Genomic DNA, 21,482 nt, shown 5'->3' on the forward strand with positions numbered 1-21,482 from the left:
GCATTCAGGCGCCGGCACGCCCCCTCGCCCCAGACATTCGCCTGCTGTCGTGCGCCCTCCGCAACCGCACCGCGAAGCTATCGACTCACATCATTTCTATAAAAGTATTTATAACTCTAACGATTTTCTATAGACTTTCGGCCCTGGCGCGCCCCAGAACAACTCATCCGCACGCCCGTCAACAGCCCGGCCAACGTGCGCCGGGGCTGCCGCTTCATCCATCCCGATGAGCGACATGGCACTGCGCGAGCCTCGCGCACCCAATGCCGCCTCGCCGCCTGCGAGGCGCGCTGGCGCGCCTATCTGGAGAATCCAACGTCATATGTCCGATACACCTCTGTTCCAGTTATCCACTACCGCGACCTTGCTGCTGCTGGTCGGCTTCTACGGTCTCACCTTCCTGATGTCGCTCACCATCCGGAAGAAGCACGAGAACGCTGACGGCTACATGGTCTCCAACGGCGCCGTGGGCTTCGGCATGTCCGCCGCCAGCATGATCGCCACCTGGATCTGGGCAGCGTCGTTCTACGCCAGCGCCACCTCGGGCTACACCTATGGTCTGTCCGGCCCCATCCACTACGGCCTCTGGGGCGCGCTGATGATTCTGTTCATCTACCCCTACGGTCGGCGCTTTCGCGCGCTCGCGCCCGATGCGCACACGCTGGCCGAAGTGCTGCACGCCCGTCATGGCACGTCCAGCCAGATGATCCTGGCCGTATCCAACCTGGTGGGTAGCTGCATCAGCCTCATGGTGAACTTCACCGCCGCCGGCGCCCTGGTGGCCGTGCTCACCCCGCTCAGTTTCACGCAGGGCGTGCTGATCGCCGGCCTGGGCGTGCTGTCCTACACCCTGTGGTCGGGCTTTCGCGCGTCGGTGATGACCGACTTCGCCCAGCTCTTCGCCATGATCGCCTCGGCGGCCATCATCATTCCGCTGGTGTTCTTCAACGCCGGCGGCACCACGCTGCTGGTCGAGGGCATGCAGCGCCTGACGCCCGAGCAGGCCAACTTCTTCTCCGGCCAGGCCATCCTGGAGCAGGGCGCGCCCTTCTTCGTGGCGGTGCTCGCCTATGCGATCGGCAACCAGACGATCGCGCAGCGCCTGTTCGCCGTGCGCCAGGACCTCATCAAGCCCACCTTCATCACCGCCACGCTGGGCTACGGCGCCGTGGTGATCGGCCTGGGCATGCTGGGTCTGCTCGCCCTGTTCACCGGCCTGCAGCCGCTCGATGGCGACATGAACAACATCATCCCGCAGATGGCTTCCACCTATCTGCCGCCGTTCGCCATCGGTCTGTTCTTCATCCTGGTCGTGGGCTCGCTCTCGTCCACCGCCGATTCCGACCTGTCCGCCCTGTCCGCCATCGTCATGGCCGACATCTACGGCAAGAACCTCGCGCGCGGCAAGCCCGACCCGCGCAAGATGCTGTGGATCGGCCGCATGACCATGATCGTGGCCACCATGATCGGCGTGATCCTGGCGAGCCTGCAGCTCGACATCCTGGTGATGCTGGTGTTCGTGGGCGCGCTCTGGGGCGCCATCGTGTTCCCCGTGATCGCGAGCTTCTACTGGGATCGCGTCACCAATGCGGCTTTCACCACTTCCGTGGCCGTCGCGGTGCTGGTGTTCGTGTGCGTGCGTTTCGGCTGGGTGCCGCTGGACGGCTTTGCCGGCACGGTGCTGGAGATCTGCGCGGCCGTGGGCGGCGGCGTGGTGGCCGGCCTCATGGCTTTCGCCTTCTTCTCCAAGCGCGTGTCGGTGGTCCTCGCCGTGGTCGCCGCCGTCGTCCTGCTGCCCCTGTGCGTGGGCTTCCTGCGCGACTACCTGGTCCTCCTGGCTTCGCTCACCGCGTATGGCGTGAGCACCGCGATCTGCATCGGCATGAGCCTCGCGAGCCGGGCGCCGCGCTTCGACTTCCGCGAACTGGCGCAGCGCGTCACGTCCTACCACACGCAGCCCGCCGCGCAGGCCCGCTGATCCGCTGACCCTACGTCCCCCCGGCCCAGGCCGGGGCTTGCAAGGAAAAATCGATGAATACGACCCTGCTGCTGTTGTACATCCTCGTCTGGCCGGCCTTGTCGGCCGGCATCCTCGCCCTGCTCTGCGTCGCTCTGTGGCGCGACTGGCGCGAGGCGAAACGCACGGGCGCCGAAATGATCTGACGCACGCGCCAAGGCGGCCCCCTGGGGCCGCCTTGTCTATTCAAGATTGCCCACGAAGGGCGAAGGCCGGAGCCCGGCCTGTCGTCACCCCGGCGGGCGAGGCTCGCCGCGCTCCAGCGCGCGAACCTCCTGCTCGCCGCCCTCGTCGTCCGATTGCCGCGCGGCCCAGCGCCGCAGCCCCCGCTTCAGGAGCCAGCCCAGCGCGATCAACGCCACCGCGGCGATGCCGAGCTGAGTGAGCAGGGCGTCGTCCGAAGTCTCGAACGCCTGCGCCAACTGGTCGGCGAAAACCACCTTGATGAGGATGCCGGGGGTCAGACCGATCGCCGTGCCGATGGCGTAGTCGCGCAGACGGATCGCCGAGGCGCCGGCCACCAGGTTGACCACGATGAACGGCGCGACCGGCACCAGGCGTATGGCCAGCACGGCGCGCACGCCCGTGCGCGCCACCTTGCGGCTCAGGTCATCCACGCGCCTGCCGGCGATCCGGCGCAGCTTGTCGCCGCCCAGCAGCGTGCCTACGCCGAAGCTCAGGATCGCCGCCAGCATGCTGCCGATGAAGGCGTAGGCCACGCCGGGCCAGGCGCCGAAGACGACCCCGGTGGCCGCAATGATGGCGGTGAGCGGCACGAGCAGAAAGACGCCGACGACGTAGATGCCGAGCACCACGAAAGGCGCCAGCGGCGCCTCGGCGAGCCGTTCGGCCTCATCGACGAAATCGTCGATCGTCATGTCGTGCAGCGGCGTGCCCATCCACACGGCGGCGGCGATGGCCACGAACAACAGCAGCACCGTCGCGGGCAACAGCCAGGGGGAAAGCCGCGAACCGCGGCCGGCATGCGATCGTACGCTCATGGGAGAAAGACAAATGCGGCGCGCCGAAGTGCCCGCGCCCGGGGGCGACGGTTGTTTCAGCAAGCGGCGCACCCGGCCGACGTTCGTTTCAGCAAACAGGGTCCGAGCGACGGGATCGGTTCACGCGCAGCCGGCGCGGCGCTTCGGGCGCCCGTGCCGCGCATCTTCCGGGGTGGTGAAAGCTCAGCCGCCGCCGCGCGACGATGCACCAGGCCGGTCGTCATCGGCGGCGTCGTCTTCGTCGTCTTCCCAGTCCTCGTCGTCCTCGTCCGCCAGGTCGACCTCGAACGGCAGCAGCTCTTCGAGAAGATCGGACCAGGCCACGACCTGGCCATGGTCATCCAGCTTGAGGTAGCGCTCGCCCGGCGTGGGCGTGACCTGGATCGCCCAGAGCAGGCGGCAGTCGTGCACGTCGTCGGGCGCCGGGGCGAGGCCGCCGGCGTTGCCCAGGCGGTGCGCACCGCCGCCGCCCATCTGCCAGACAGTGTATTCGCCCGGGGTCTCGTCGGTACCCAAGGGGAGGCCGAACACGACCCAGGGTACGCCGTCGGTTGCACCCTGTTCGGCCATGACGGGCTTGCCCCACCAGGCGCTCAGGGCGTCCGCCGTGCGCTCGAGCAGGGCGATGTCGTCTTCGGTGAAGCCGGGCGCGGGGGTGCCCGGCAGGTTGGAATCAGCAGTCATGCGCCGGAAGGTATCACGCCGCGCGCGCCCATGCCTCGAGCGGCTCGCCGCGCTGCGCCTGCAGATGGTCGGCCAGTTCGGCGATGGACAACGCGCTCAGCCCGTGGACCGCTGCGTAGCGATCGAGCTGCTCGCCGCGCATCATGCTGCCGTCCGGGTTCATGAGCTCGCACAGCACGGCGGCAGGGTTCAGGCCGGCCAGGCGGGCCAGGTCCACCGAGCCTTCGGTGTGGCCGCGCCGCGTGAGCACGCCGCCCGGCTGCGCGCGCAGCGGAAATACGTGGCCCGGGCTGACGAGGTCGGCCGGCGCGGCATTGGCGGCGATGGCGGCCCGGATGGTGGTCACGCGGTCGGCGGCCGAGACGCCGGTGGACACGCCTTCACGCGCCTCGATGGACACCGTGAACGCCGTGCTGAAGCGGCTGCCGTTGCGTTGCGCCATCTGCGGCAGGCCGAGCGCGTCGAGCGCCTCGCCGGGCAGGCACAGGCAGACGATCCCGCTGCAGTCGCGGATCAGTTGGGCCATCACGGGCACGGTGAGCTTGTCGGCGGCGACGATCAGGTCGGCCTCGTTCTCGCGGTCGAAGTCGTCCATCAGGATGATGGGGCGGCCCAGGCGCAACTGGTGCAGGGCGCGCTGCAGACGGGCCTCGAACGGCGCGGCCGTGATGCTCGGGTAACGGGAATGGGTATTGGGCGTGAAGGACATGGAAACGCTCTCGCAATGATAATGGGCGAAAAACGTTCCAGGGCTAAGCGACAGCCGTGCACGGCGGACGGACGCGCAAGAGCGCATTGCCAAGCGTGCGTGGCACATCTTCTCTCATCCGGACTATGACCGTCGGCTCTGGCTTGGCTACCAGATCTGCTGACCCCGCACCGTGGCCGGTGCGGGCGCTCGCGGGCTTGCCATGCAATGCATGGACCACCGCCGGTGGGGACTTTCACCCCGCCCTGAAGACGTACTCGTGGCTGCATCGGCAGATGCAGCCACCAATTGATTCTAGCGTAGATGCCCGGCCCCGCCTAGGGCCCTGGCTCAGCGCTTCGGGCGATGCATGCGAAAGCGCGTTTCCGGCACCACCTCGAAGTAGTCTGCCGGCCCGCCCGCGCGCAGCACCGTGTGCGTGGCCGCGGGATCGTAGACGCCCGCCGCCAGGGCGCTGCGGGCGATGTGCACGCCAACCACCTCGCCCAGCACCAGCCAACTGTCCACGGCAGCGCCGGCCGCCGACTGCAACTGCACGAGCTGGGCGAGCCGGCACTCGAAGCTGACCGGACTGGCCGCCACGCGCGGCGCCGCGATCAGGCGCGAGGCGGCCTTCTCCAGCCCGGCCAGCGCAAACTCGTCGGTGTCGGGCGGGACGTCCGCGCACGAGAGGTTCATGGCTTCGGCCAGGGGCCGGGTCACGAGGTTCCAGGTGAATTCGCGCGTCGCCTCGATGTTGCGCACGCTGTCCTTCCAGCCCAGGCTCGCGAAGCCGACGATGGGTGGACGATAGTTGAACCCATTGAAAAAGCTGTAAGGCGCGAGGTTGTCGATGCCGTCCGCGCTGCGCGAACCGACCCAGCCGATGGGGCGCGGCCCGACGATGGCGTTGAACGGGTCGTGCGGCAGGCCGTGGCCGTGGGCGGGTTCGTAGAAATGGAAATCGTGCGCAGGCGAGGAGGTCATGGTCGAAAACCCGAAAAGTGAGCGTGCGCGCTGGTGGTCGCGCGGGGCGGCGGCGTCGCCCCCCGTATTGTCCAGTATAGGCACGCCGCCCGCAGTGCCCTACGATGGCGGCTTGCCAGGCTTGCCGGGCGATCATGGCGAGGGCAGGCATGAAGTGGATCAAGCGATTGGGTTGGCTGGTGCTCGTCCTGGTGCTGCTGGCGGGCATTGCCGCGGGCATCCGGATCTGGCGCAGCCTGCCGGTGCTTGACGGCGCGATACGCGCGCCGGGCCTGCAGGCGGCCGTCACCGTGGCTCGCGACGAGGCCGACATTGCGCACATTTTCGCCGCCAGCCCGCGCGACGCCTGGTACGCGCTGGGCTGGACCCATGCCCAGGAGCGCGGCTGGCAACTCGAGACCCAGCGCCGCGTCATGCGCGGCGAGCTGTCGGAAGTGCTGGGCGGCGCCACGCTGGATCTGGACCGGCTGATGCGCACCCTGGGCATCGTCCAGGCCGCGCGCCGGCAATACCAGGGCCTGCCCGCCGAGGCCCGCGCCGCGCTCGAGGCCTACGCCCAGGGCATCAACGACTTCCACGCCAACGGCGGCCAGGCCCTGCCGCCCGAGTTCCTGATCCTGGGCGTGCAGCCCGGGCCCTGGCTGCCGGAAGACAGCGTGGGCTGGCTGCTCATGATGGCGCTCGACCTGGGCGGCAACTGGGGCACCGAGTTCGCACGCCTGACCGCCGCCGAGGTGCTCGACACCGGCGCGTTGTGGGAGCTGTTCCCGCCCTACCCGGGCGAGCCGCCCGCCTCGGACGTGGATTTCGCCAGCCTCTACCGCGAACTCGGCGTCTACCGGAACACGCCGGCGCCGCAGTCCACCCCGTCAGGGGTCGCGGCCGACACCGGGCCGCAGCGTCCCGCCGCCAGCCTGCGCGAGCCGGCCGCCCAGCCCCTGCTCGCCTGGGCGCGCGCGCTGGCCGACTCGGCCGGCAATGTCGACGGCAAGGGCAGCAACAACTGGGTGGTGGCCGGCACCCGCACCGCCAGCGGCAAGCCGCTGCTCGCCAACGATCCGCACCTGGGCCTGGGCGCACCCGCCCTGTGGTACTTCGCCCGCCTGCACGCGCCCGGCCTGGACGTGATCGGCGCGAGCCTGCCCGGGCTGCCCTTCGTCGTGCTGGGCCGTACCCGGGGCGCCGCCTGGGGCTTCACCAATACCGGGCCCGACGTCCAGGACCTCTACCTGGAACGGATCGACCCCGGCGACCCCGACCGCTACCGGACGCCCGACGGCTGGGCCGCATTCACCAAGCGCACCGAGATCATCCGTGTGCGCGGCGCCGATCCGGTCACCCATGTCGTGCGCAGCACACGCCACGGGCCCGTGCTGAGCGACGCGCAGCCGCAGCATGCCCGCGTGCTCGACCTGTCGCGCCACGTGCTCGCACTGCGCTGGAGCGCGCTCGACGCGGACAACCACACCGCCCTCGCCGGCCTGCTCATGAACCAGGCGCAGACCGTGGCCGAGCTGCGCGAGGCCGGACGCTACTATCACTCGCCCATGCAGAGCGTGGTGATGGCGGACAGCCAGGGCAATGTCGGCTTCAAGGCCCTGGGCAAGGTTCCATTGCGCGGCACGCACAACGACATCCGCGGCGTGGCGCCGGCGCCCGGCTGGGAGGCGCGCTACGACTGGGCCGGCTGGCTGCCCTATGAGGACACGCCGCAGAGCGACGTGCCCGACGGCTGGTTCGCCACCGCCAACCAGCGCGTGATGCCGGCGGACTACCCGCACTTCCTGGGCCAGGACTGGGTGGTTCCCTATCGCTACGAACGCATCGCCGAACTGCTCGAGCGCCTGCCCAAGCACGACGTGGCGAGCATGCGCGAGATCCAGGGCGACATCTGGTCGCCGGCCACGGCCCGGCTGCTGCCCTTTCTGCTCGACGTGCAATCCGGCCACCCCCTCGCGGCCGAGGCGCTGGCCGCCCTGGCGGGCTTTGACGGCACCATGGGCGCGAACAGCCCGGCGCCGCTGATCTTCGCTGCCTGGGCCGACGAGCTGGCGCGCGGGCTGGTCGGACCCCACCTCGGCCAGGCGCGTTTCGACATGCTGTACGGGCGGCGCAGCTTTCGCGCGACGGTGGAAAGCACCCTGGAAGGCCGCACGCCCGGCTGGTGCGGCGCGCTCGACTGCCGGGAACACGTCCGCGAGGCCTTCGAGCGCGCCCTGGATCGCCTGCGCAACCGCTATGGCGGCAGCGTCGACGAGTGGCGCTGGGGCGAGGCGCACGTGGCGATCAGCAGCCACCGCCCGTTCGGCAACGTGCCGCCGCTGGATCGCGTGTTCGACGTGCGGGTGCCCACCGGCGGCGATTCCTACACGGTCAACGTGGGGCAGTACAACCTGGCGGACGGCGAACCCTTCGCCAACCGCCACGCCGCTTCGCTGCGCGCGATCTACGACCTGGGCGACCCCGACGCCTCGCTGTTCATTTATCAGACCGGCCAGAGCGGCGTCGTGTTCTCCTCGCGCTATCGTGACATGCGCGACGAATGGGCCGCCCTCGAATACCGGCCGCTGCGCCTGCGCGAGCCGCCGCGCGCCGACCGTCCCGGCTGGGCAGGCCACGTGCTGCAGTTGCGTCCGTGACCGCGCCGGGCGGCATGCCGCCCGCCCATGCCCCGCGTTGATTCCGGACAATACGCGGCCCAGACCGATGCGTTGCAATCCGATGACGTGACCCCGACACAGGAGATAGCCCTCATGGCAGCGCCCCCCGTACCGCCGAGCAACCCATGGCACGCGCTGTCGGCCGACGAGGCAGTGGCGACGCTGCGCAGCGGCGAGGCCGGCCTCGATGAAGCGGCCGTGCGCGACCGGCTCTCGGAATACGGCCCCAACGCCCTGCCCGCGCCGACGCGGCGCGGGCCGCTGCTGCGCTTTCTGGCCCAGTTCGACAACGCACTGATCTATTTCCTCCTGGGTTCGGCCGTCCTGGCCTTCGCCCTGGGCCACCGCGTCGATGCGGTGGTCATCCTGCTGGTGGTCGGCGTCAATGCCGTGGTCGGTTTCGTACAGGAAGGCCGTGCCGAGGACGCCCTGTCGGCACTGCACGCCATGCTCGCGCCGCAGGCACACGTATGGCGCGACGGCAGGCGCGTGACCGTGCCGGTCGAAGCCGTCGTTCCCGGCGACATCGTCTTGCTCGAGGCCGGCGACAAAGTACCGGCCGATCTGCGCCTGACCCGGGTCCGCGGCCTGCTCGTCGACGAATCGGTGCTCACCGGCGAGTCGATGGCGGTCGAAAAGCGCAGCGAACCGGTCGCACCCGACGCCGCGCTCGCCGATCGCCACGCCATGGCATGGTCGGGGACCCTGGTCGCGGCCGGCCAGGGCCGCGGCGTCGTGGTGGCCACCGGCGCCCGGACCGAGATCGGCGCCATCAGCGGCCTGATCGGCTCGGTGGACAGTCTGACCACGCCGCTGCTGCGCCAGATCAACCGCTTCGCCCGCTGGTTCACCGGGGCCGCGCTCGGCGGCGCCCTCGTCCTCCTGCTGGTGGCGGTCTATGGCCGCGGCTACGGCTGGGCCGAAGGGCTGATGATCGTGGTGGCGCTCGCCGTCAGCATCGTGCCCGAAGGCCTGCCCGCCGTCATCACCATCACCCTGGCGATCGGCGTGCGCCGCATGGCCAGCCGTCACGCCATCGTGCGCCGCCTGCCCGCGGTCGAAACGCTCGGCGCCACTTCGGTGATCTGCTCGGACAAGACCGGCACGCTCACCCGCAACGAAATGTCGGCACGCCGGCTGATCACGCGCAGCGGCGTGCTGTTCGCCGAAGGCACGGGCTACGCTCCGACCGGCCGGCTGGTCGATGCGGCCGGCCAGCCGGCCATGGCGGACACGCTCGCGGCCGAACTCATGCGCGTGGGCCTGCTCTGCAACGACGCCCGCCTGCACGAGGCCGCCCCCGGCGAATGGCGGGTGGACGGCGACCCGATGGAAGGGGCCCTGCTTGCCCTGGCAGCGCGCGGCGCCCTGGACGGCCAGACGGATGCCCGGCTGTATCGCCGCCTCGACGAGATCCCGTTCGACACCGAAACGCGCTACATGGCGACCCTGCACGCTGCGCCGCACGGCGGCGCCGTGCTGTTCGTCAAGGGTGCGCCGGAACGCGTGCTGGCCATGTGCAGCCGCCAGGCGGGCCCCAACGACAACGCCGAACCGCTGGCGCCCGAGGTGTGGCAGGCCGCGATCGACACCGCGGGCGCCGACGGCGAGCGCGTGCTCGGCTTTGCCTGGCAACGCTTCGAGACGGCCCCCGAAAGGCTGGATGCCACCCTCGTGGCCGACCTGGTGTTCGCCGGGCTGATCGGCTTCATCGACCCGCCCCGCGCCGAGGCCATCGACGCCGTCGCCGAGTGCCGTTCGGCCGGCATCGACGTGAAGATGATCACGGGCGATCACGCCGCCACCGCGGGTGCGATCGCCGCCCAGCTCGGCATGGCCGAGCGTCCCGCAGTGGTCACGGGCGCCGACGTGCAGGCCACCAGCGACGCGGACCTGCCGGCGCTGGCCGAGCGCACCACGGTCTTTGCGCGGACCACGCCGGAACACAAGCTGCGCATCGTCCGGGCGCTGCAGTCCGACGGGTCGGTGGTCGCGATGACCGGCGACGGCGTCAACGACGCGCCCTCGCTGAAGCAGGCCGATGTCGGCATCGCCATGGGCAACAAGGGCACCGAGGCGGCCAAGGAAGCCGCCCAGGTGGTGCTCACCGACGACAACTTCGCCACCATCGTCGCCGCCGTGCGCGAAGGCCGCACGGTCTACGACAACATCCGCAAGGTGATCGCCTGGACGCTGCCCACCAACGGCGGCCAGACGCTGGCCATCGCGGCGGCCCTGGTGCTCGGCATGACGCTGCCGGTGACGGCGGTGCAGATCCTCTGGATCAACATGGTGCTCGCCGTGAGCCTGGGCCTGTCGCTCGCCTTCGAGCCGGCCGAGCCCGGCGTCATGCAGCGCCAGCCACGCGCGCCCGATGCGCCCCTGCTCTCGCCGTTCATGCTGTGGCGGGTGGTGTTCGTCTCGATCCTGTTCGTGATCGCCGCCCTCGGCGTGTTCGCGTGGGCCCGCGACATGCGCGGGCTGGACGAGGCCGCGGCGCGCACCCTGGTGGTCAACGTGATCTGCGTGCTCGAGATCTTCTATCTGTTCAACGTACGCTATCTCTATGGCCGCTCGATCACCCCGCACGGCGCCCGCGGTACGCCGGCGGTGCTGCTGGCCATCGCGTTCGTGGCACTGGCTCAGTTCGCCTTCACCTACCTGCCGTGGATGCAATTGCTGTTCGATACGCGCGCGGTCGCCCTGGCCGACGGCCTGGTGCTGATCTGCGTGGGCGTGGCGTTCATGGTGATCCTGGAAATCGAGAAGGCCCTCTTGCAACGGCTGGGCGTCTTTAAGGAACTGTCCGGCAAGCGGGCACGCTGAAGCCCACGGCGCGCTGGCTTCAGCTCTGGGCGTCGCCGGCCTGGACCATGGCGCGCAGGCGGTCGAGCGCTTCGATGCGCACGCGCCGCTGGTTCACCGAAATCAGCCCTTCGTCGGCCATGCGCGAGAGCGTGCGGCTGACCGTCTCGAGCTTCAAGCCGAGGTAGCTGCCGATTTCCTCGCGGGTCATGCGCAGCACGATCTCGCGCCCGGAGTAGCCCCGGGTGTGCATGCGCTGCAGCAGGTTGAGCAGGAAGGCGGCCACCCGCTCGTCGGCCCGCATGCTGCCCAGCAGCAGCATGACACCATGCTCGCGCACGATTTCGCGGCTCATCAACTGGTGGAAGTGCCGCTGCAAGGCGGGCAGTTCACGCGCGATCTTGTCCAGGCGGACGTACGGGATCTCGCAGACCTCGGCATCTTCCAGGGCAACGGCGTCGCAGGCGTGGCGGCCGCTGCCGATACCGTCCAGCCCGACCAGTTCGCCAGTCACCTGAAAGCCCGTGACCTGATCCCGGCCGTCCGACGTGCCCACGCGCGTCTTGAAGGTGCCCAGCCGGATGGCGTAGAGCGAAGTGAAGGGATCGTTGAGGCGGAACAGAGCTTCGCCCTTGCGCAGCGTGCGCCGCGTCGCCACGAGACGGTCGAGCTGGCTGGATTCCGCCTCGCTCAAGCCCACCGGCATGCACAGCTCGCGCAGATTGCACTGCGAGCATGCCACTCGCGCCTGCGCCAGGCCGAACGGCTCCGACGCGACACGGATTGTTGCGGGATTGGGCATGAAGCAACTCCAAAGTGTAGCGCCGTGCAGGCGCTCTGAAACCCATGCTACACGCTGTTTGATCCAGGTCAATACAGCGCCCCGGGCGCCGACATCGACGCGCGCAGGCCGCGACATTATCCCACTGCCCTCCGGGCGCCCCTGCGGCCTGCGCATATGGATGAGTCATTCGCTGACCTGCGATGGACGAAACTGCACGCGCAGCGCCAGCGCTCAGGGGCCAAGGGCATGGGCACAACAGTTGCGCGGTCCGGTTCGCCAGAGCATCGGCATCCTCGCGGTATCACTTGACCAGGAGATGGAGATGGCTGAAACCAAGACCGGTTCCAAGCGCGGTTTCGCGTCGATGGACCCGCAGCGCCAGCGAGAAATCGCAAGCATGGGGGGGCGTGCGGCGCACGCCAGCGGCAACGCGCACCAGTTCACCCCGGAAGAAGCCCGCGCCGCCGGCGCGCGCAGCCATGCGCGCCAGGCCCAGCAACAGGCTGCGGCGAGCAGCCAGCCAGGCGGCATGCGGGGAAGCACGAGCAAGTCGGCCATGACCGATACCGCGCCCGGGTCGCAGTCCATGACCTCGCGCTCGTCTCATCAGCATCGCTGAACTGCCCCGCGCCCCGCTCAGCCCCGCTTTCGCGGGGCTGTTTTTTTGCTGCCGGGCAGTCTCCCGAGGCGGGCGTTGCCCCGCGGAGGAGCAGCACCTCCGTGCCAACAGCGAGGACGACGGCTTCCCACACCTTTGGCGTCGCCAGCAAGCACACGCGCCGGCAGCGGGCCATGCGGCGTGCTGGCCACTCCCGCGACTTGCCCGCGCTCCGGGTATCGGCTCACAATACAAAGCTTTGTCACAAGTCGCTGCCGGCGGGCTCTCACCGCCCGGCCCCCTGAACACGAGTCCGGAACATGTCCGCTGCCCTTCTCGTTGCGCTGGCGTTTTGCGCGGCGCCCGCGACCTACGCCTGTGCCCGCGCGCGGCTGCCGGCGTTCGCCGCACTCGCGCCCGCGGCCCTCTTTGCGGGCTTCGCGCTCCTGCTGCCGCAGGTTGCGGCGCAGGGTGCGCTGCTCGAAACGCATCCCTGGATACCCACGCTCGGCATCGCCCTGGGCTTCCGGGTGGACGGCTGGTCCCTGCTGTTCGCCCTGCTCATCACCGGCATTGGCACCGGGATCTTCCTCTACGCCTCGCGCTACCTCGCGGGCGAGCGCGACCTGCCGCGCTTCTACGCCGTCCTGACGCTCTTCATGGGCGCCATGCTGGGCGCCGTGCTGGCCGACGACCTGATCGCGCTGCTGGTGTTCTGGGAACTGACCAGCCTCACCTCGTTCCTGCTGATCGGCTACGACCCGACGGGTGCGCCGGCGCGCCGCTCGGCGCAGCAGGGCCTGCTCGTCACCGTCGCCGGCGGCCTGGCCATGCTCGCCGGCGCGATCCTGCTCGGCAGCGCAGCCGGCACCTACAGCGTCTCGGAACTGCTGGCGCGGCGCGAGGCCATCGCGGCCCTGCCCGAGGCGCCCGCCATCATCGTGCTGATCGCCATCGGCGCCTTCGCCAAATCGGCCCAGGCGCCGCTGCATGCCTGGCTGCCCAACGCCATGGTGGCGCCGACGCCCGTGTCCGCGTTCCTGCACTCGGCGACGATGGTCAAGCTCGGCGTGTACCTGCTCGGCCGGCTGGACCCGGTCTTCGGCGAGAACACCCTGTGGGTCGTCCTGCTGAGCGTGGCCGGGATGGCCACCATGCTGGTCGGCACCTTGCTCGCCCTGCGCCAGACCGACCTGAAGCGCGTGCTCGCCTATTCCACCGTCGTATCGCTCGGCACCCTGGTGCTGCTGATCGGCATGCAGCACCCGCTGGCCGCCGTCGCCACGGTGGTCTTCCTGCTGGTACACGCGCTCTACAAGGCCTGCCTTTTCATGGTGGCCGGCATCATCGACCACGCAACGGGCACGCGCGACGCCACGCAGATCTCCGGGCTGGGCCGGCTGATGCCGGTGACCTGCGTCGCGGCGCTGGCCGCGGCCCTGTCCATGAGCGGGCTGCCCCCTTTCGTCGGCTTCCTCGGCAAGGAACTGATGTACGAGGCCGGGCTGGGCGGTTCCTCCTATGCCTGGCTGATGCTGGCCGTGGCGCTGCTCGCCAATGCGTGCATGGTGGTGGTTGCAGGCGTGGTGGCGGTGCGCTGCTTTTTCGGTGCGCCCCGCGACTGGCGCGACGCTCCGCACGGGCAGCCGCACGACCCGGCGCCCGCCATGCTCGCCGGGCCGCTGGTGCTCGCCGCCCTGGGCCTGTACTTCGGCCTGGCCCCCGGCCACACCGCCGCGCTGCTCGCGCCGTCGGCGAGCGCGCTGCGCGCTGCGCCGGTCGAACTCTCTTTGACTTTGTGGCACGGCTTCACGCCCATGCTGGCCTTGTCCGCCCTCACCCTCGCCCTGGGTGTCTACGGCCTGTGGCGCTGGCACCCGCTGCGCGAGGCGATGGCGCGCAATCGGCTGGTCGACGCCTGCAGCACCGATCTTGCCTATGACCGCGCGCTGGACGGCATGATGCGGTTCGCCGCCTGGCAGACGCGCGCCATCCAGTCCGGCAGCCTGCGCCGCTACACGGGCTTCAGCCTGGGCTTCAGCGCGCTGGCGATCCTCGTCACCCTGTTCTCCACCGGCGGTTTCGCCTGGCCGTCCTGGGGCGAGGTGCTGCAGCCGGCGGCCGTCCTGCCGCCGCTGCTGATGCTGGCTGCGTATGCCGTGCTGCGCGCCGACAGCTTCATCAAGGGCATCGTCGCCGCCGGCATGGTGGGTTTCGGGCTGGCCATCGTGTTCCTCTTCAACGGCGCGCCGGATCTCGCGTTCACCCAGTTCGCGGTCGAGGCGCTGTCCATCGTGATCCTGCTCGCCATCATCGGGCACATGCCGTTCCGTCAGCGCGACAAGCGCACGCCGGCCCAGAAGCGCCGCGACGCCATCATCGCGGCCGGGCTGGGCACCGCGTTCGCCCTCGTGCTCACCACCATCGTCGCGGCACCCTTCGACGGGCGATTGTCCGACTTTTTCCGCGAGGCCAGCGTGCCGCTCGCGCACGGGCGCAACCTGGTCAACGTCATCATCGTGGACTTCCGTGCCCTGGACACCCTGGGCGAGATCACGGTGCTGGCCCTGGCCGCGCTGTCGGCCGCGGCCATCGTGGCAAGCGCGCCGCTGCGCCGGCGCAAACCCGCCGCCAAAGCTGCGGCAGCCCAGGCCCCCGCGCCCGGAGGCACCCCATGAAACACCACATCGACGAGGTGTCCAGCCGGGCTGGCGCCAACCTGTCCTCGCCGATCTTTCGCATCGGCGCGCGCATGATCCTGCCGATCGCGCTCGCCGTGTCGCTGTACCTGCTCTGGCGCGGCCACAACGAACCCGGCGGCGGCTTCGTCGGCGGGCTGGTCGGCGCGGTCGGTTTCACGGTCTACGGCCTGGCCTTAGGGCGCGCCGCCATGCACGCCAGGCTGCGCGTGTCCCCGCCCAAGATCCTCGCCTGCGGCCTGCTGTTCGCGCTGGCCTCGGGCCTGCCGGGGCTGGTCGGCTCGGCCGCGCCCTTCCTGACGCACCAGTGGACGGAGCTGGGCGGTTTGGCGCTCGGCACCGCGCTGATCTTCGACATCGGCGTCTATCTGGCGGTGCTCGGCGCCGTCATCACCCTGCTCGACCTCTACCTGGAAACCTGATGGAGCCGTTGTACATCGTGGCTTTCGGCGTGCTGATCGCCGTCTCGGCCTACCTGCTGATGTCGCGCAATCTGCTGCGCATCGTGCTCGGGCTGCTCCTGCTCGGCAACGCGGCCAATCTGTCGATCTTCATCGCGGGCCGGCTGGGGCCGGCCACGCCGCCGCTGGTCGCCGCCGGCGAGCAGACGATCGCCGCCAGCGCCAACCCCCTGCCGCAGGCGCTGATCCTCACCGCCATCGTGATTTCCTTCGCCCTGGTCGCCTTCACCGTGGTGCTGTTCGAACGCGCGCAGCGCTCGCTGGACACGATCGACGTCGACGACATGCGCGTCGCGGAGCCGCGCAAGGACGCTGCCGAGCCGGCCCCGACGGAGCAGGCATGACCTCATCCTGGCTGTTGACGCTGCCGATCGGCATTCCCCTGTTCACCCTGGCCGTGTGCGCCCTGTGCTGGCGCAGCACGGCGCTGCAGCGCTGGATCAACCTGGCCGGCAGCCTGGCCCTGCTCGCCGCCGCCGTCGCCCTGGTCGGCGCCACGCGCGGCGGCGAGATCCTCGCCACCCAGTTCGGCCACTGGGCGCCACCCTTCGGCATCACCTTCGTGGCCGACATGCTCGCCGCGGCCATGGTGCTGATCACGGCGATCATGGCCGTCGCGGTGTCCGTGTACGGCTTCGCGCCCGGCGAGAGCGGCCCGCGCCACGCCTTCTACCATCCCCTGCTGCAGGGCCTGCTGCTGGGCGTGATCGGCGCCTTCCTGACCGGCGACATCTTCAACATGTACGTCTGGTTCGAGATCATGTTGATCTCGTCCTTCGGGCTGCTCGCCGTGGACGCCACCCGCGAGCAACTGGATGCCGGCGTGAAGTACGTCGCGCTCAACCTCATCATGACCACGGTGTTCCTGATCGCGATCGGCTTCCTGTACGGCGCGACCGGCACGCTCAACATGGCCGACCTCGCCCGTGTGCTGCCCGAGCACGGCAACCCCGGGCTGGTCATGACGCTGGCGGTGATGTTCCTGATCGCCTTCGGCTCCAAGGCCGCCCTGTTCCCGCTCTTCTTCTGGCTGCCGGCCTCGTACCACACGGCCAACACGCCGGTGCTGGCGATCTTCGCCGCCCTGCTCACCAAGGTCGGCGTGTACGCCATCCTGCGCTGCTTCACGCTGCTGTTCCCGGTGGAGGGCACCTTTCTCGTGCCGGTGATCGGCGTAATCGCCGCGCTCACCATGGTCACCGGCGTGCTGGGCGCGGCCGCGCACTTCGACATCCGGCGCATCCTGTCCTTTCACATCATCAGCCAGATCGGCTACATGCTGGTGGGGGTCATGATCGCCACGCCGCTGGCCCTGGCCGGCGCCGTGCTCTACGTGATCCACCACATCATCGTGAAGGCCAACCTGTTCCTGATCGGCGGCGCGATCGCCCGCGTCGGCGGCAGCTACGACCTCAAGCGCATCGGCGGGCTGCAGCGCAAGGCGCCGCTGCTCGCGCTGCTGTTCGCCGTCCCCGCCCTGTCGCTCGCCGGCCTGCCGCCGCTCTCGGGCTTCTGGGCCAAGTTCCTGGTGATCAAGCCCAGCCTGGACACGGGCCAGGTTGCGATGGCCGTGGTCGCACTGGCCGTGGGCGTGCTCACCCTGTTCTCGATGGTCAAGATCTGGAACGAGGCGTTCTGGAAACCGGCGCCCGACGCGGCGCTGGCGCAGACTGCCGAGCGCCGCGTCGCCGGCGCCATGCTGCTGCCCATCGCAGCCCTCGCCTTGATCACCCTCACCATCGGCCTGTATCCCGAGCCGTTCGTGACCTACGCCGAGCTGGCGGCGGACCAGTTGCTGCACCCCGCGACCTACGTCGAGGCCGTCACCAGCGCCTACGTCCTGCCCGGAGAGACACCATGAGCCGCCTCTCCCGCCTGGGCGACTGGGCCCGCCTGCTCGGCCGCTTCTTCATCGACCTGGTGCTGTCCGTCAAGGAAGTCGTGCTGGCCGTGTTCGAGCCCAGGCGCGCGAGCCGCAGCGGCATCGTGGCCATCCCGCTGGACGTCAAGAGCGAAGCGGGCATCGCTCTGCTCGCCAACATGGTCACCCTCACCCCCGGCACCACCAGCCTGCACGTGTCCGAGGACGGCAAGACGCTCTACGTCCACGTCATGAACCTCTCGGACGACACGGTCGAGCAGGTCAAGGCCGGTTTCGAGGCCCACGTGCGCAAGGTGCTGCCATGATCGAAGCCTGGTTTCCCTACGTTCTCGGCCTGTGCGCCGCCATGCTCGTGGTGGCGGGCGTATGCGCCGGCATCCGCATAGTGCGCGGCCCCCACGCCGCCGACCGCGTGGTCGCGCTGGACATGCTGTGCGTGCTGGGCGTGGCCGCCTGCGGGCTCGCCGCTCTCTCGTCCGGTGCCATCGCTTTCGTGGACATCGTGCTGGGCGTGGCGCTGGTGGGTTTCCTGGCGACGGCGGCGTTCGCCGGTTTCATCGAGCGCGGGGCACGCCGCGACGACGACGACGAGGAGGCTTCCTGATGCTGTGGCTCTCTGCCGTGTTCCTGCTGGCAGGCTCGCTGCTTTGCCTGATCGCCGCCGTGGGCGTGCTGCGTCTGCAGGATTTCTTCATGCGCACGCACGCCGCGACCAAGGCCGGCGTGGCCGGCTGCGGGCTGTTCCTGATCGGGGTGGGATGTGCCGACAATACGCTCGGCACCTGGATCAAGGTCGGGGTCGCGATCGTGTTCCTGCTGGTGACCACGCCGCTGTCGGGCCATCTGCTGGGCCGCGCGGGCTACGTCGGCGGCGTGCCGCTGTGGAAGGGCACGCGCACCGACGCCCTGCACGACGAACTGCCGCGCGGAACATTCGAGGCGCAAGAAAAAACGGACACCCGTTGAACGCGTGTCCGTGAAAGGGCGCCAAAGCCCGCGGCTGACACGGGCCGCTCGCGCAGCCCGTGCATCCGGCTCCGGGATCAGACCGGAGCCGCGAGGTCCAGGTCGTCCAGGCTGAACAGGCCCACCAGCTTGATGGCGAAGTCGTCGGTGTCGTAGCCGCCGCCGGTCGAGTTGTGATACAGGTAGGTATCACCGTCGAACTGGAACAGCACGATGCCGGTGCTGCTCGCATCCGCAGCCGCGGCCGCCGAGAAAGCCGCATTCAGCGAGCCGGGGGTACCCGTGAACGTGAACAGGCTGAAGTCGAGTTCCGTATCGACATACAGGTCGTCCTCGGCGGCGTCGAAGTCCTCGATGACGTCCATGAGGCCGAACGTCGACGAACTCAGCGTCTCCTCGCCGTCGCCGACCACGATGAAGATCGAGTCCTCGCTGCCCTCGCCCAGCGTGACGGTCTCGGCCACCGTGGCGGACATGTCGAACAGGTCGAAGTAGCCCTGGTAGTCGGAGACGTCGATGGTCGAGAACTTGCTCGAGTCGTTGGAGTACTGGAACACGCTCGGGGCCTGGCCGTCCTCGGTGGCGGGCACGGCCACGCCGCCGACCACGGTCAGCGTGCCGCCGGTAGCGCCGACGCCGGTGTAGGTCTCGGTCTCGTCATCTTCCTCGCCGGCCCATGCATTGACGTAGATCGAGCCGTCGATCCCCAGCGTCACGTCGGCCGCGGCATCGGTGAGCTGCAGTTCCATGTACGAAGGGAAGTTCAGCAGAGCCTCGAGCCCCAGCACGCCGCTGGCGTCCTCGAGCAGGGCGATGGGGTTGGCCAGGACGAGCGCCTGGTCGGCCGCCAGGCCCTGGACTTCCACGAACGACCCCGACAGGCTGCTGATCGCCAGGCCTTCGAAGCCGGTCAGCCGGGTGGCATCGAGCGTGAAGTCTTCGGCCGTGACGAGCAGGGCCAGGTTCTGGATGTTCTGCAGGCCGTCGAGAGCGTCGTAGTTCTCGGTCTGGAACTCCTCCTCCTGCGTCAGCAGCACGAGGCTGTTGTCGCCTTCGCCGCCGTCGATCGAATCGGTGAGCCGCACGTCGGCAGCGATGATGATGTCGTCGCCCGCGCCGCCGATGAAGGCGGGACGGTAGTCGCCCAGGTCGGACGGGGTATCCATGTAGTCGCCCAGCATGGCACCCAGCGCGCCGGCCAGTTGGTCGGTGACCGAGCCGTCCTCGCCGAGCGCGTCCAGCGCATCGAGCAGGCCATGGATGTAGATGAGATCGCCCGTGGAGCCCGAGGCGTCGATGGTGGTGACGTTCTCGCCCAGCGCCGCCAGCAGAACGGTGTCGATCTCGGTGTTCAGCGTGAAGGTCTCGGTCTCGCTGCCGGTGACCGCGCCGAACACCAGCCAGGCCGCCTCGCCTTCGGCGCCGCCCAGCGAGCCGGTCAGGTTGACTTCATTCAGGGATTCGCCGGCTGCGATCGCGACGCCCACGCGCAGCCCGATGTCGGGACCGTCCTCGCCGGTGTCCAGCGTCGTGCCGAAGTTGTCGAAGGCGATCGTGGTGGCGGTCGTGTTCTCGGCGGTCAGCACGCCGGCGACGGCGATGCCGAATTCCTCGCCGCCCAGGACCTTCTCGATGTCCCTGAAGCCCACGGTCACGTCGTCGCCGACATTGGCGACGATGGTGGCATCGTTGTGCTGCCAGATTTCCTCGACGCCGACGAACTTCGAGGCGTCGACCACACCATCGGTGTTCGCGAAGATCGAACCGTTGTTGTAGATATTGACGACTTCGATGTTCTTGACGCTGCCTTGCTGAACGGCGTTGTTGCCGTCTTCGTCAGTGACGATGTTCAACGTGTCGCGGCCAGCGCCGCCGTCGATGGAATCGAACCGGCCCAGCGTCGTCGCGGGCTGGCTGTTCGAGGCATTCACCGGCAGGGCCGTGAAGGTGTCGTCGCCGCTGGTACCGACCAGGTTGTCCACGCCGATGGTCAGGTTGAAGCTCTGGCCGCCGCCCGTGGCGCTGTAGAGCAGCTCGAGCGCGGCATCGACGGAGGCCGGATCCTCGTTGACCCCGGCAAGGATCTGCGCGGCATTGGTGCCCAGCGTCGGCAGGATGTGGGGGTTGGAGTTCTCGAACTTGGCGAACTCCAGCGCCACTTCCAGGCGATTGCTGAAGAACATCGCGTCCCGGCTGCCCGGGTCCTGGTCTTGCACGGAGCGGATGATGACCGCCAGCAGGTCCTCGCGGCCGAACGTGCCGTTGTCCAGTTGCGTGACCCAGTACTCCAGGCCCTCCTCGTCGGGCGCGCGGCCGAGGACGTTCTCGTAGATCCAGGTGACGTATTCGTTGTTGGTCGAGTTCACCTCGCTCGGGATCTCGCCATTGGCCTGCGCGGATACGTAGATCTCGGCGGATAGTGCCAGATAGGCATGGTCCAGCGCATCGTCGCCGTCGCCCTGCTCGGCGGCCAGTGTCTGCAGGCGGCCGACGTAATAGCTCATCGCCTGATACTCAGGCGCGCGTCCCATGTATGCCAGGAAGAGGCCCGCGACTTCCTCCCGCGCCTCTTCGATTCCGATCGTAGCCATTGTGCATGCTCCAAAGTCATGCGGTTTATGAAAGCCCGGTCTCCCCTACCTACTAATCCATCCAGGCGGATTAATACTAGGCAGGCTTTCGTTAGGTGGCTGTGACTGCGATCACAAAACGCCAATAAATTTCGCTTTTGGAAAAATGTTGCAATGCAATGAAGTGCAGTGCCGCGTGGCGGCAAGCGTGCGGTTCTCTCGGGGTGAGCCGAACAGGCCGGCCGTCAAGCCCGCGAAAAAGGCCCCCACGCTGCGCCTTCGGCTGGCTGCCCCCCAGGGGGCGCTTTTTGCCTTGGGGCGGCCCGGCGACAAAAAAAACCACTGCGTGCCATCCGCCGCACTTGTGCGGCACGGGAGCGCTGGCGGCCGTAGGCTGTCGTCTTCCCAGGAGACGACATGCCCGCTGCCTTGCCGCCAGGCGATCCGCTGCCCGAACCCTACCCGGACGCGGCCCCCGAGGCCGACCACGACGGGCGCTGGAAAGATGCACTCGAAGCCTATCTCCAGCCCTGCCTGGCCCTGTTCTGGCCGGCAGTGCATGCCTTGGTCGACTGGTCGGTGCCGGTGGTGTTCCTCGACAAGGAGCTGCAGCGCCTGGCCGGCGCCACGTGGACACGCTGGTCCAGGTGCGCCTGCGCGAGGGCGCCAGCGCGCACCTG

General features: G+C 69.1%; 18 protein-coding genes, 1 pseudogene and 1 riboswitch. Of the genes and pseudogenes, 13 read left to right on the forward strand and 6 right to left on the reverse strand.

What is annotated here, in order from left to right; genetic code table 11:
* Positions 1-322 precede the first annotated feature (322 nt).
* A complete protein-coding gene (locus FOZ76_RS14375; RefSeq protein WP_143948957.1) occupies positions 323-1,978 on the forward strand; it encodes a sodium:solute symporter family protein in 1,656 nt (551 codons plus the stop codon).
* Between the two features lie 53 nt (positions 1,979-2,031).
* Positions 2,032-2,163, forward strand: coding sequence for a putative transporter small subunit (locus tag FOZ76_RS27715; protein WP_211366248.1), 132 nt, complete (start codon positions 2,032-2,034; stop codon positions 2,161-2,163).
* Between the two features lie 84 nt (positions 2,164-2,247).
* On the opposite strand, the gene FOZ76_RS14380 is transcribed toward FOZ76_RS27715, so the two are convergent.
* The 4 genes from FOZ76_RS14380 to FOZ76_RS14395 form a co-directional block, all read right to left on the reverse strand.
* Positions 2,248-3,018, reverse strand: coding sequence for a TVP38/TMEM64 family protein (locus FOZ76_RS14380; RefSeq protein ID WP_143948958.1), 771 nt, complete (start codon positions 3,016-3,018; stop codon positions 2,248-2,250).
* A 183-nt stretch (positions 3,019-3,201) separates the two neighbouring features.
* Positions 3,202-3,702, reverse strand: a complete 501-nt coding sequence (locus FOZ76_RS14385; RefSeq protein WP_143948959.1) for a hypothetical protein — start codon at positions 3,700-3,702, stop codon at positions 3,202-3,204.
* A 13-nt stretch (positions 3,703-3,715) separates the two neighbouring features.
* On the reverse strand, positions 3,716-4,411 hold the full coding sequence (gene ribB / locus FOZ76_RS14390) for a 3,4-dihydroxy-2-butanone-4-phosphate synthase (RefSeq protein WP_143948960.1): 696 nt from the start codon (positions 4,409-4,411) through the stop codon (positions 3,716-3,718).
* A 102-nt stretch (positions 4,412-4,513) separates the two neighbouring features.
* A riboswitch (FMN riboswitch) is annotated at positions 4,514-4,668 on the reverse strand.
* A 73-nt stretch (positions 4,669-4,741) separates the two neighbouring features.
* The gene (locus FOZ76_RS14395; protein ID WP_143948961.1) at positions 4,742-5,377 is read right to left on the reverse strand and encodes a flavin reductase family protein; all 636 of its coding nucleotides are present in this window, start codon (positions 5,375-5,377) and stop codon (positions 4,742-4,744) included.
* Positions 5,378-5,526: 149 nt separating this feature from the next.
* On the opposite strand from FOZ76_RS14395, the gene FOZ76_RS14400 reads away from it, so the two are divergent.
* Positions 5,527-8,016: a penicillin acylase family protein gene (locus tag FOZ76_RS14400; protein ID WP_143948962.1), complete on the forward strand. Its 2,490-nt coding sequence runs from the start codon at positions 5,527-5,529 to the stop codon at positions 8,014-8,016.
* Positions 8,017-8,130: 114 nt separating this feature from the next.
* On the forward strand, positions 8,131-10,863 hold the full coding sequence (locus FOZ76_RS14405; protein WP_143948963.1) for a cation-translocating P-type ATPase: 2,733 nt from the start codon (positions 8,131-8,133) through the stop codon (positions 10,861-10,863).
* Between the two features lie 19 nt (positions 10,864-10,882).
* Here the strand turns inward: FOZ76_RS14405 and fnr are convergent, their stop codons facing one another.
* A complete protein-coding gene (gene fnr / locus FOZ76_RS14410; RefSeq protein WP_143948964.1) occupies positions 10,883-11,644 on the reverse strand; it encodes a fumarate/nitrate reduction transcriptional regulator Fnr in 762 nt (253 codons plus the stop codon).
* A 298-nt stretch (positions 11,645-11,942) separates the two neighbouring features.
* On the opposite strand from fnr, the gene FOZ76_RS14415 reads away from it, so the two are divergent.
* The 8 genes from FOZ76_RS14415 (at position 11,943) to mnhG (ending at position 18,232) form a co-directional block, all read left to right on the forward strand.
* Positions 11,943-12,245 carry a KGG domain-containing protein gene (locus tag FOZ76_RS14415; protein WP_143948987.1) on the forward strand — a complete coding sequence of 101 codons (303 nt, stop codon included), beginning with the start codon at positions 11,943-11,945 and terminating at the stop codon, positions 12,243-12,245.
* Positions 12,246-12,544: 299 nt separating this feature from the next.
* Positions 12,545-14,902, forward strand: a complete 2,358-nt coding sequence (gene mbhE / locus FOZ76_RS14420) for a hydrogen gas-evolving membrane-bound hydrogenase subunit E (RefSeq protein WP_143948965.1) — start codon at positions 12,545-12,547, stop codon at positions 14,900-14,902.
* Positions 14,899-15,345 carry an MnhB domain-containing protein gene (locus FOZ76_RS14425; RefSeq protein WP_143948966.1) on the forward strand — a complete coding sequence of 149 codons (447 nt, stop codon included), beginning with the start codon at positions 14,899-14,901 and terminating at the stop codon, positions 15,343-15,345. The genes mbhE and FOZ76_RS14425 overlap by 4 nt, the downstream gene beginning before the upstream one ends.
* The gene (locus tag FOZ76_RS14430) at positions 15,345-15,728 is read left to right on the forward strand and encodes an NADH-quinone oxidoreductase subunit K (protein WP_143948967.1); all 384 of its coding nucleotides are present in this window, start codon (positions 15,345-15,347) and stop codon (positions 15,726-15,728) included. Before FOZ76_RS14425 ends, FOZ76_RS14430 begins: the two co-directional genes overlap by 1 nt.
* Positions 15,725-17,245, forward strand: a complete 1,521-nt coding sequence (locus FOZ76_RS14435) for a Na+/H+ antiporter subunit D (protein WP_143948968.1) — start codon at positions 15,725-15,727, stop codon at positions 17,243-17,245. Before FOZ76_RS14430 ends, FOZ76_RS14435 begins: the two co-directional genes overlap by 4 nt.
* Positions 17,242-17,571 carry a Na+/H+ antiporter subunit E gene (locus FOZ76_RS14440; RefSeq protein WP_143948969.1) on the forward strand — a complete coding sequence of 110 codons (330 nt, stop codon included), beginning with the start codon at positions 17,242-17,244 and terminating at the stop codon, positions 17,569-17,571. The genes FOZ76_RS14435 and FOZ76_RS14440 overlap by 4 nt, the downstream gene beginning before the upstream one ends.
* Positions 17,568-17,870, forward strand: a complete 303-nt coding sequence (locus FOZ76_RS14445) for an MrpF/PhaF family protein (protein WP_143948970.1) — start codon at positions 17,568-17,570, stop codon at positions 17,868-17,870. Before FOZ76_RS14440 ends, FOZ76_RS14445 begins: the two co-directional genes overlap by 4 nt.
* Entirely contained in the window at positions 17,870-18,232 is a 363-nt protein-coding gene (gene mnhG / locus FOZ76_RS14450) for a monovalent cation/H(+) antiporter subunit G (protein WP_143948971.1), read from the forward strand. The genes FOZ76_RS14445 and mnhG overlap by 1 nt, the downstream gene beginning before the upstream one ends.
* Before the next feature lie 77 nt (positions 18,233-18,309).
* Here the strand turns inward: mnhG and FOZ76_RS14455 are convergent, their stop codons facing one another.
* Positions 18,310-20,823: a DUF4214 domain-containing protein gene (locus FOZ76_RS14455; protein WP_143948972.1), complete on the reverse strand. Its 2,514-nt coding sequence runs from the start codon at positions 20,821-20,823 to the stop codon at positions 18,310-18,312.
* 396 nt (positions 20,824-21,219) lie between these two features.
* On the opposite strand from FOZ76_RS14455, the pseudogene FOZ76_RS14460 reads away from it, so the two are divergent.
* A pseudogene (locus FOZ76_RS14460) lies at positions 21,220-21,482 on the forward strand (hypothetical protein); the annotation flags it as partial.

Origin of the sequence: Verticiella sediminum, assembly GCF_007558815.1 — a bacterium.
Lineage (GTDB): Bacteria > Pseudomonadota > Gammaproteobacteria > Burkholderiales > Burkholderiaceae_B > Verticiella > Verticiella sediminum.

Excerpts from the sequence above, each read along its gene's own strand:
- FOZ76_RS14405 (WP_143948963.1), top strand. The coding sequence starts at position 8,131 with ATGGCAGCGCCCCCCGTACCGCCGAGCAACCCATGGCACGCGCTGTCG.
- ribB (WP_143948960.1), bottom strand. The coding sequence starts at position 4,411 with ATGTCCTTCACGCCCAATACCCATTCCCGTTACCCGAGCATCACGGCC.
- FOZ76_RS14380 (WP_143948958.1), bottom strand. The coding sequence starts at position 3,018 with ATGAGCGTACGATCGCATGCCGGCCGCGGTTCGCGGCTTTCCCCCTGG.
- FOZ76_RS14430 (WP_143948967.1), top strand. The coding sequence starts at position 15,345 with ATGGAGCCGTTGTACATCGTGGCTTTCGGCGTGCTGATCGCCGTCTCG.
- FOZ76_RS14375 (WP_143948957.1), top strand. The coding sequence starts at position 323 with ATGTCCGATACACCTCTGTTCCAGTTATCCACTACCGCGACCTTGCTG.
- FOZ76_RS14425 (WP_143948966.1), top strand. The coding sequence starts at position 14,899 with ATGAAACACCACATCGACGAGGTGTCCAGCCGGGCTGGCGCCAACCTG.
- FOZ76_RS14435 (WP_143948968.1), top strand. The coding sequence starts at position 15,725 with ATGACCTCATCCTGGCTGTTGACGCTGCCGATCGGCATTCCCCTGTTC.
- mnhG (WP_143948971.1), top strand. The coding sequence starts at position 17,870 with ATGCTGTGGCTCTCTGCCGTGTTCCTGCTGGCAGGCTCGCTGCTTTGC.
- FOZ76_RS14440 (WP_143948969.1), top strand. The coding sequence starts at position 17,242 with ATGAGCCGCCTCTCCCGCCTGGGCGACTGGGCCCGCCTGCTCGGCCGC.
- FOZ76_RS14400 (WP_143948962.1), top strand. The coding sequence starts at position 5,527 with ATGAAGTGGATCAAGCGATTGGGTTGGCTGGTGCTCGTCCTGGTGCTG.
- FOZ76_RS14395 (WP_143948961.1), bottom strand. The coding sequence starts at position 5,377 with ATGACCTCCTCGCCTGCGCACGATTTCCATTTCTACGAACCCGCCCAC.
- FOZ76_RS14415 (WP_143948987.1), top strand. The coding sequence starts at position 11,943 with ATGGAGATGGCTGAAACCAAGACCGGTTCCAAGCGCGGTTTCGCGTCG.
- FOZ76_RS14385 (WP_143948959.1), bottom strand. The coding sequence starts at position 3,702 with ATGACTGCTGATTCCAACCTGCCGGGCACCCCCGCGCCCGGCTTCACC.
- mbhE (WP_143948965.1), top strand. The coding sequence starts at position 12,545 with ATGTCCGCTGCCCTTCTCGTTGCGCTGGCGTTTTGCGCGGCGCCCGCG.
- FOZ76_RS14445 (WP_143948970.1), top strand. The coding sequence starts at position 17,568 with ATGATCGAAGCCTGGTTTCCCTACGTTCTCGGCCTGTGCGCCGCCATG.
- FOZ76_RS27715 (WP_211366248.1), top strand. The coding sequence starts at position 2,032 with ATGAATACGACCCTGCTGCTGTTGTACATCCTCGTCTGGCCGGCCTTG.
- fnr (WP_143948964.1), bottom strand. The coding sequence starts at position 11,644 with ATGCCCAATCCCGCAACAATCCGTGTCGCGTCGGAGCCGTTCGGCCTG.
- FOZ76_RS14455 (WP_143948972.1), bottom strand. The coding sequence starts at position 20,823 with ATGGCTACGATCGGAATCGAAGAGGCGCGGGAGGAAGTCGCGGGCCTC.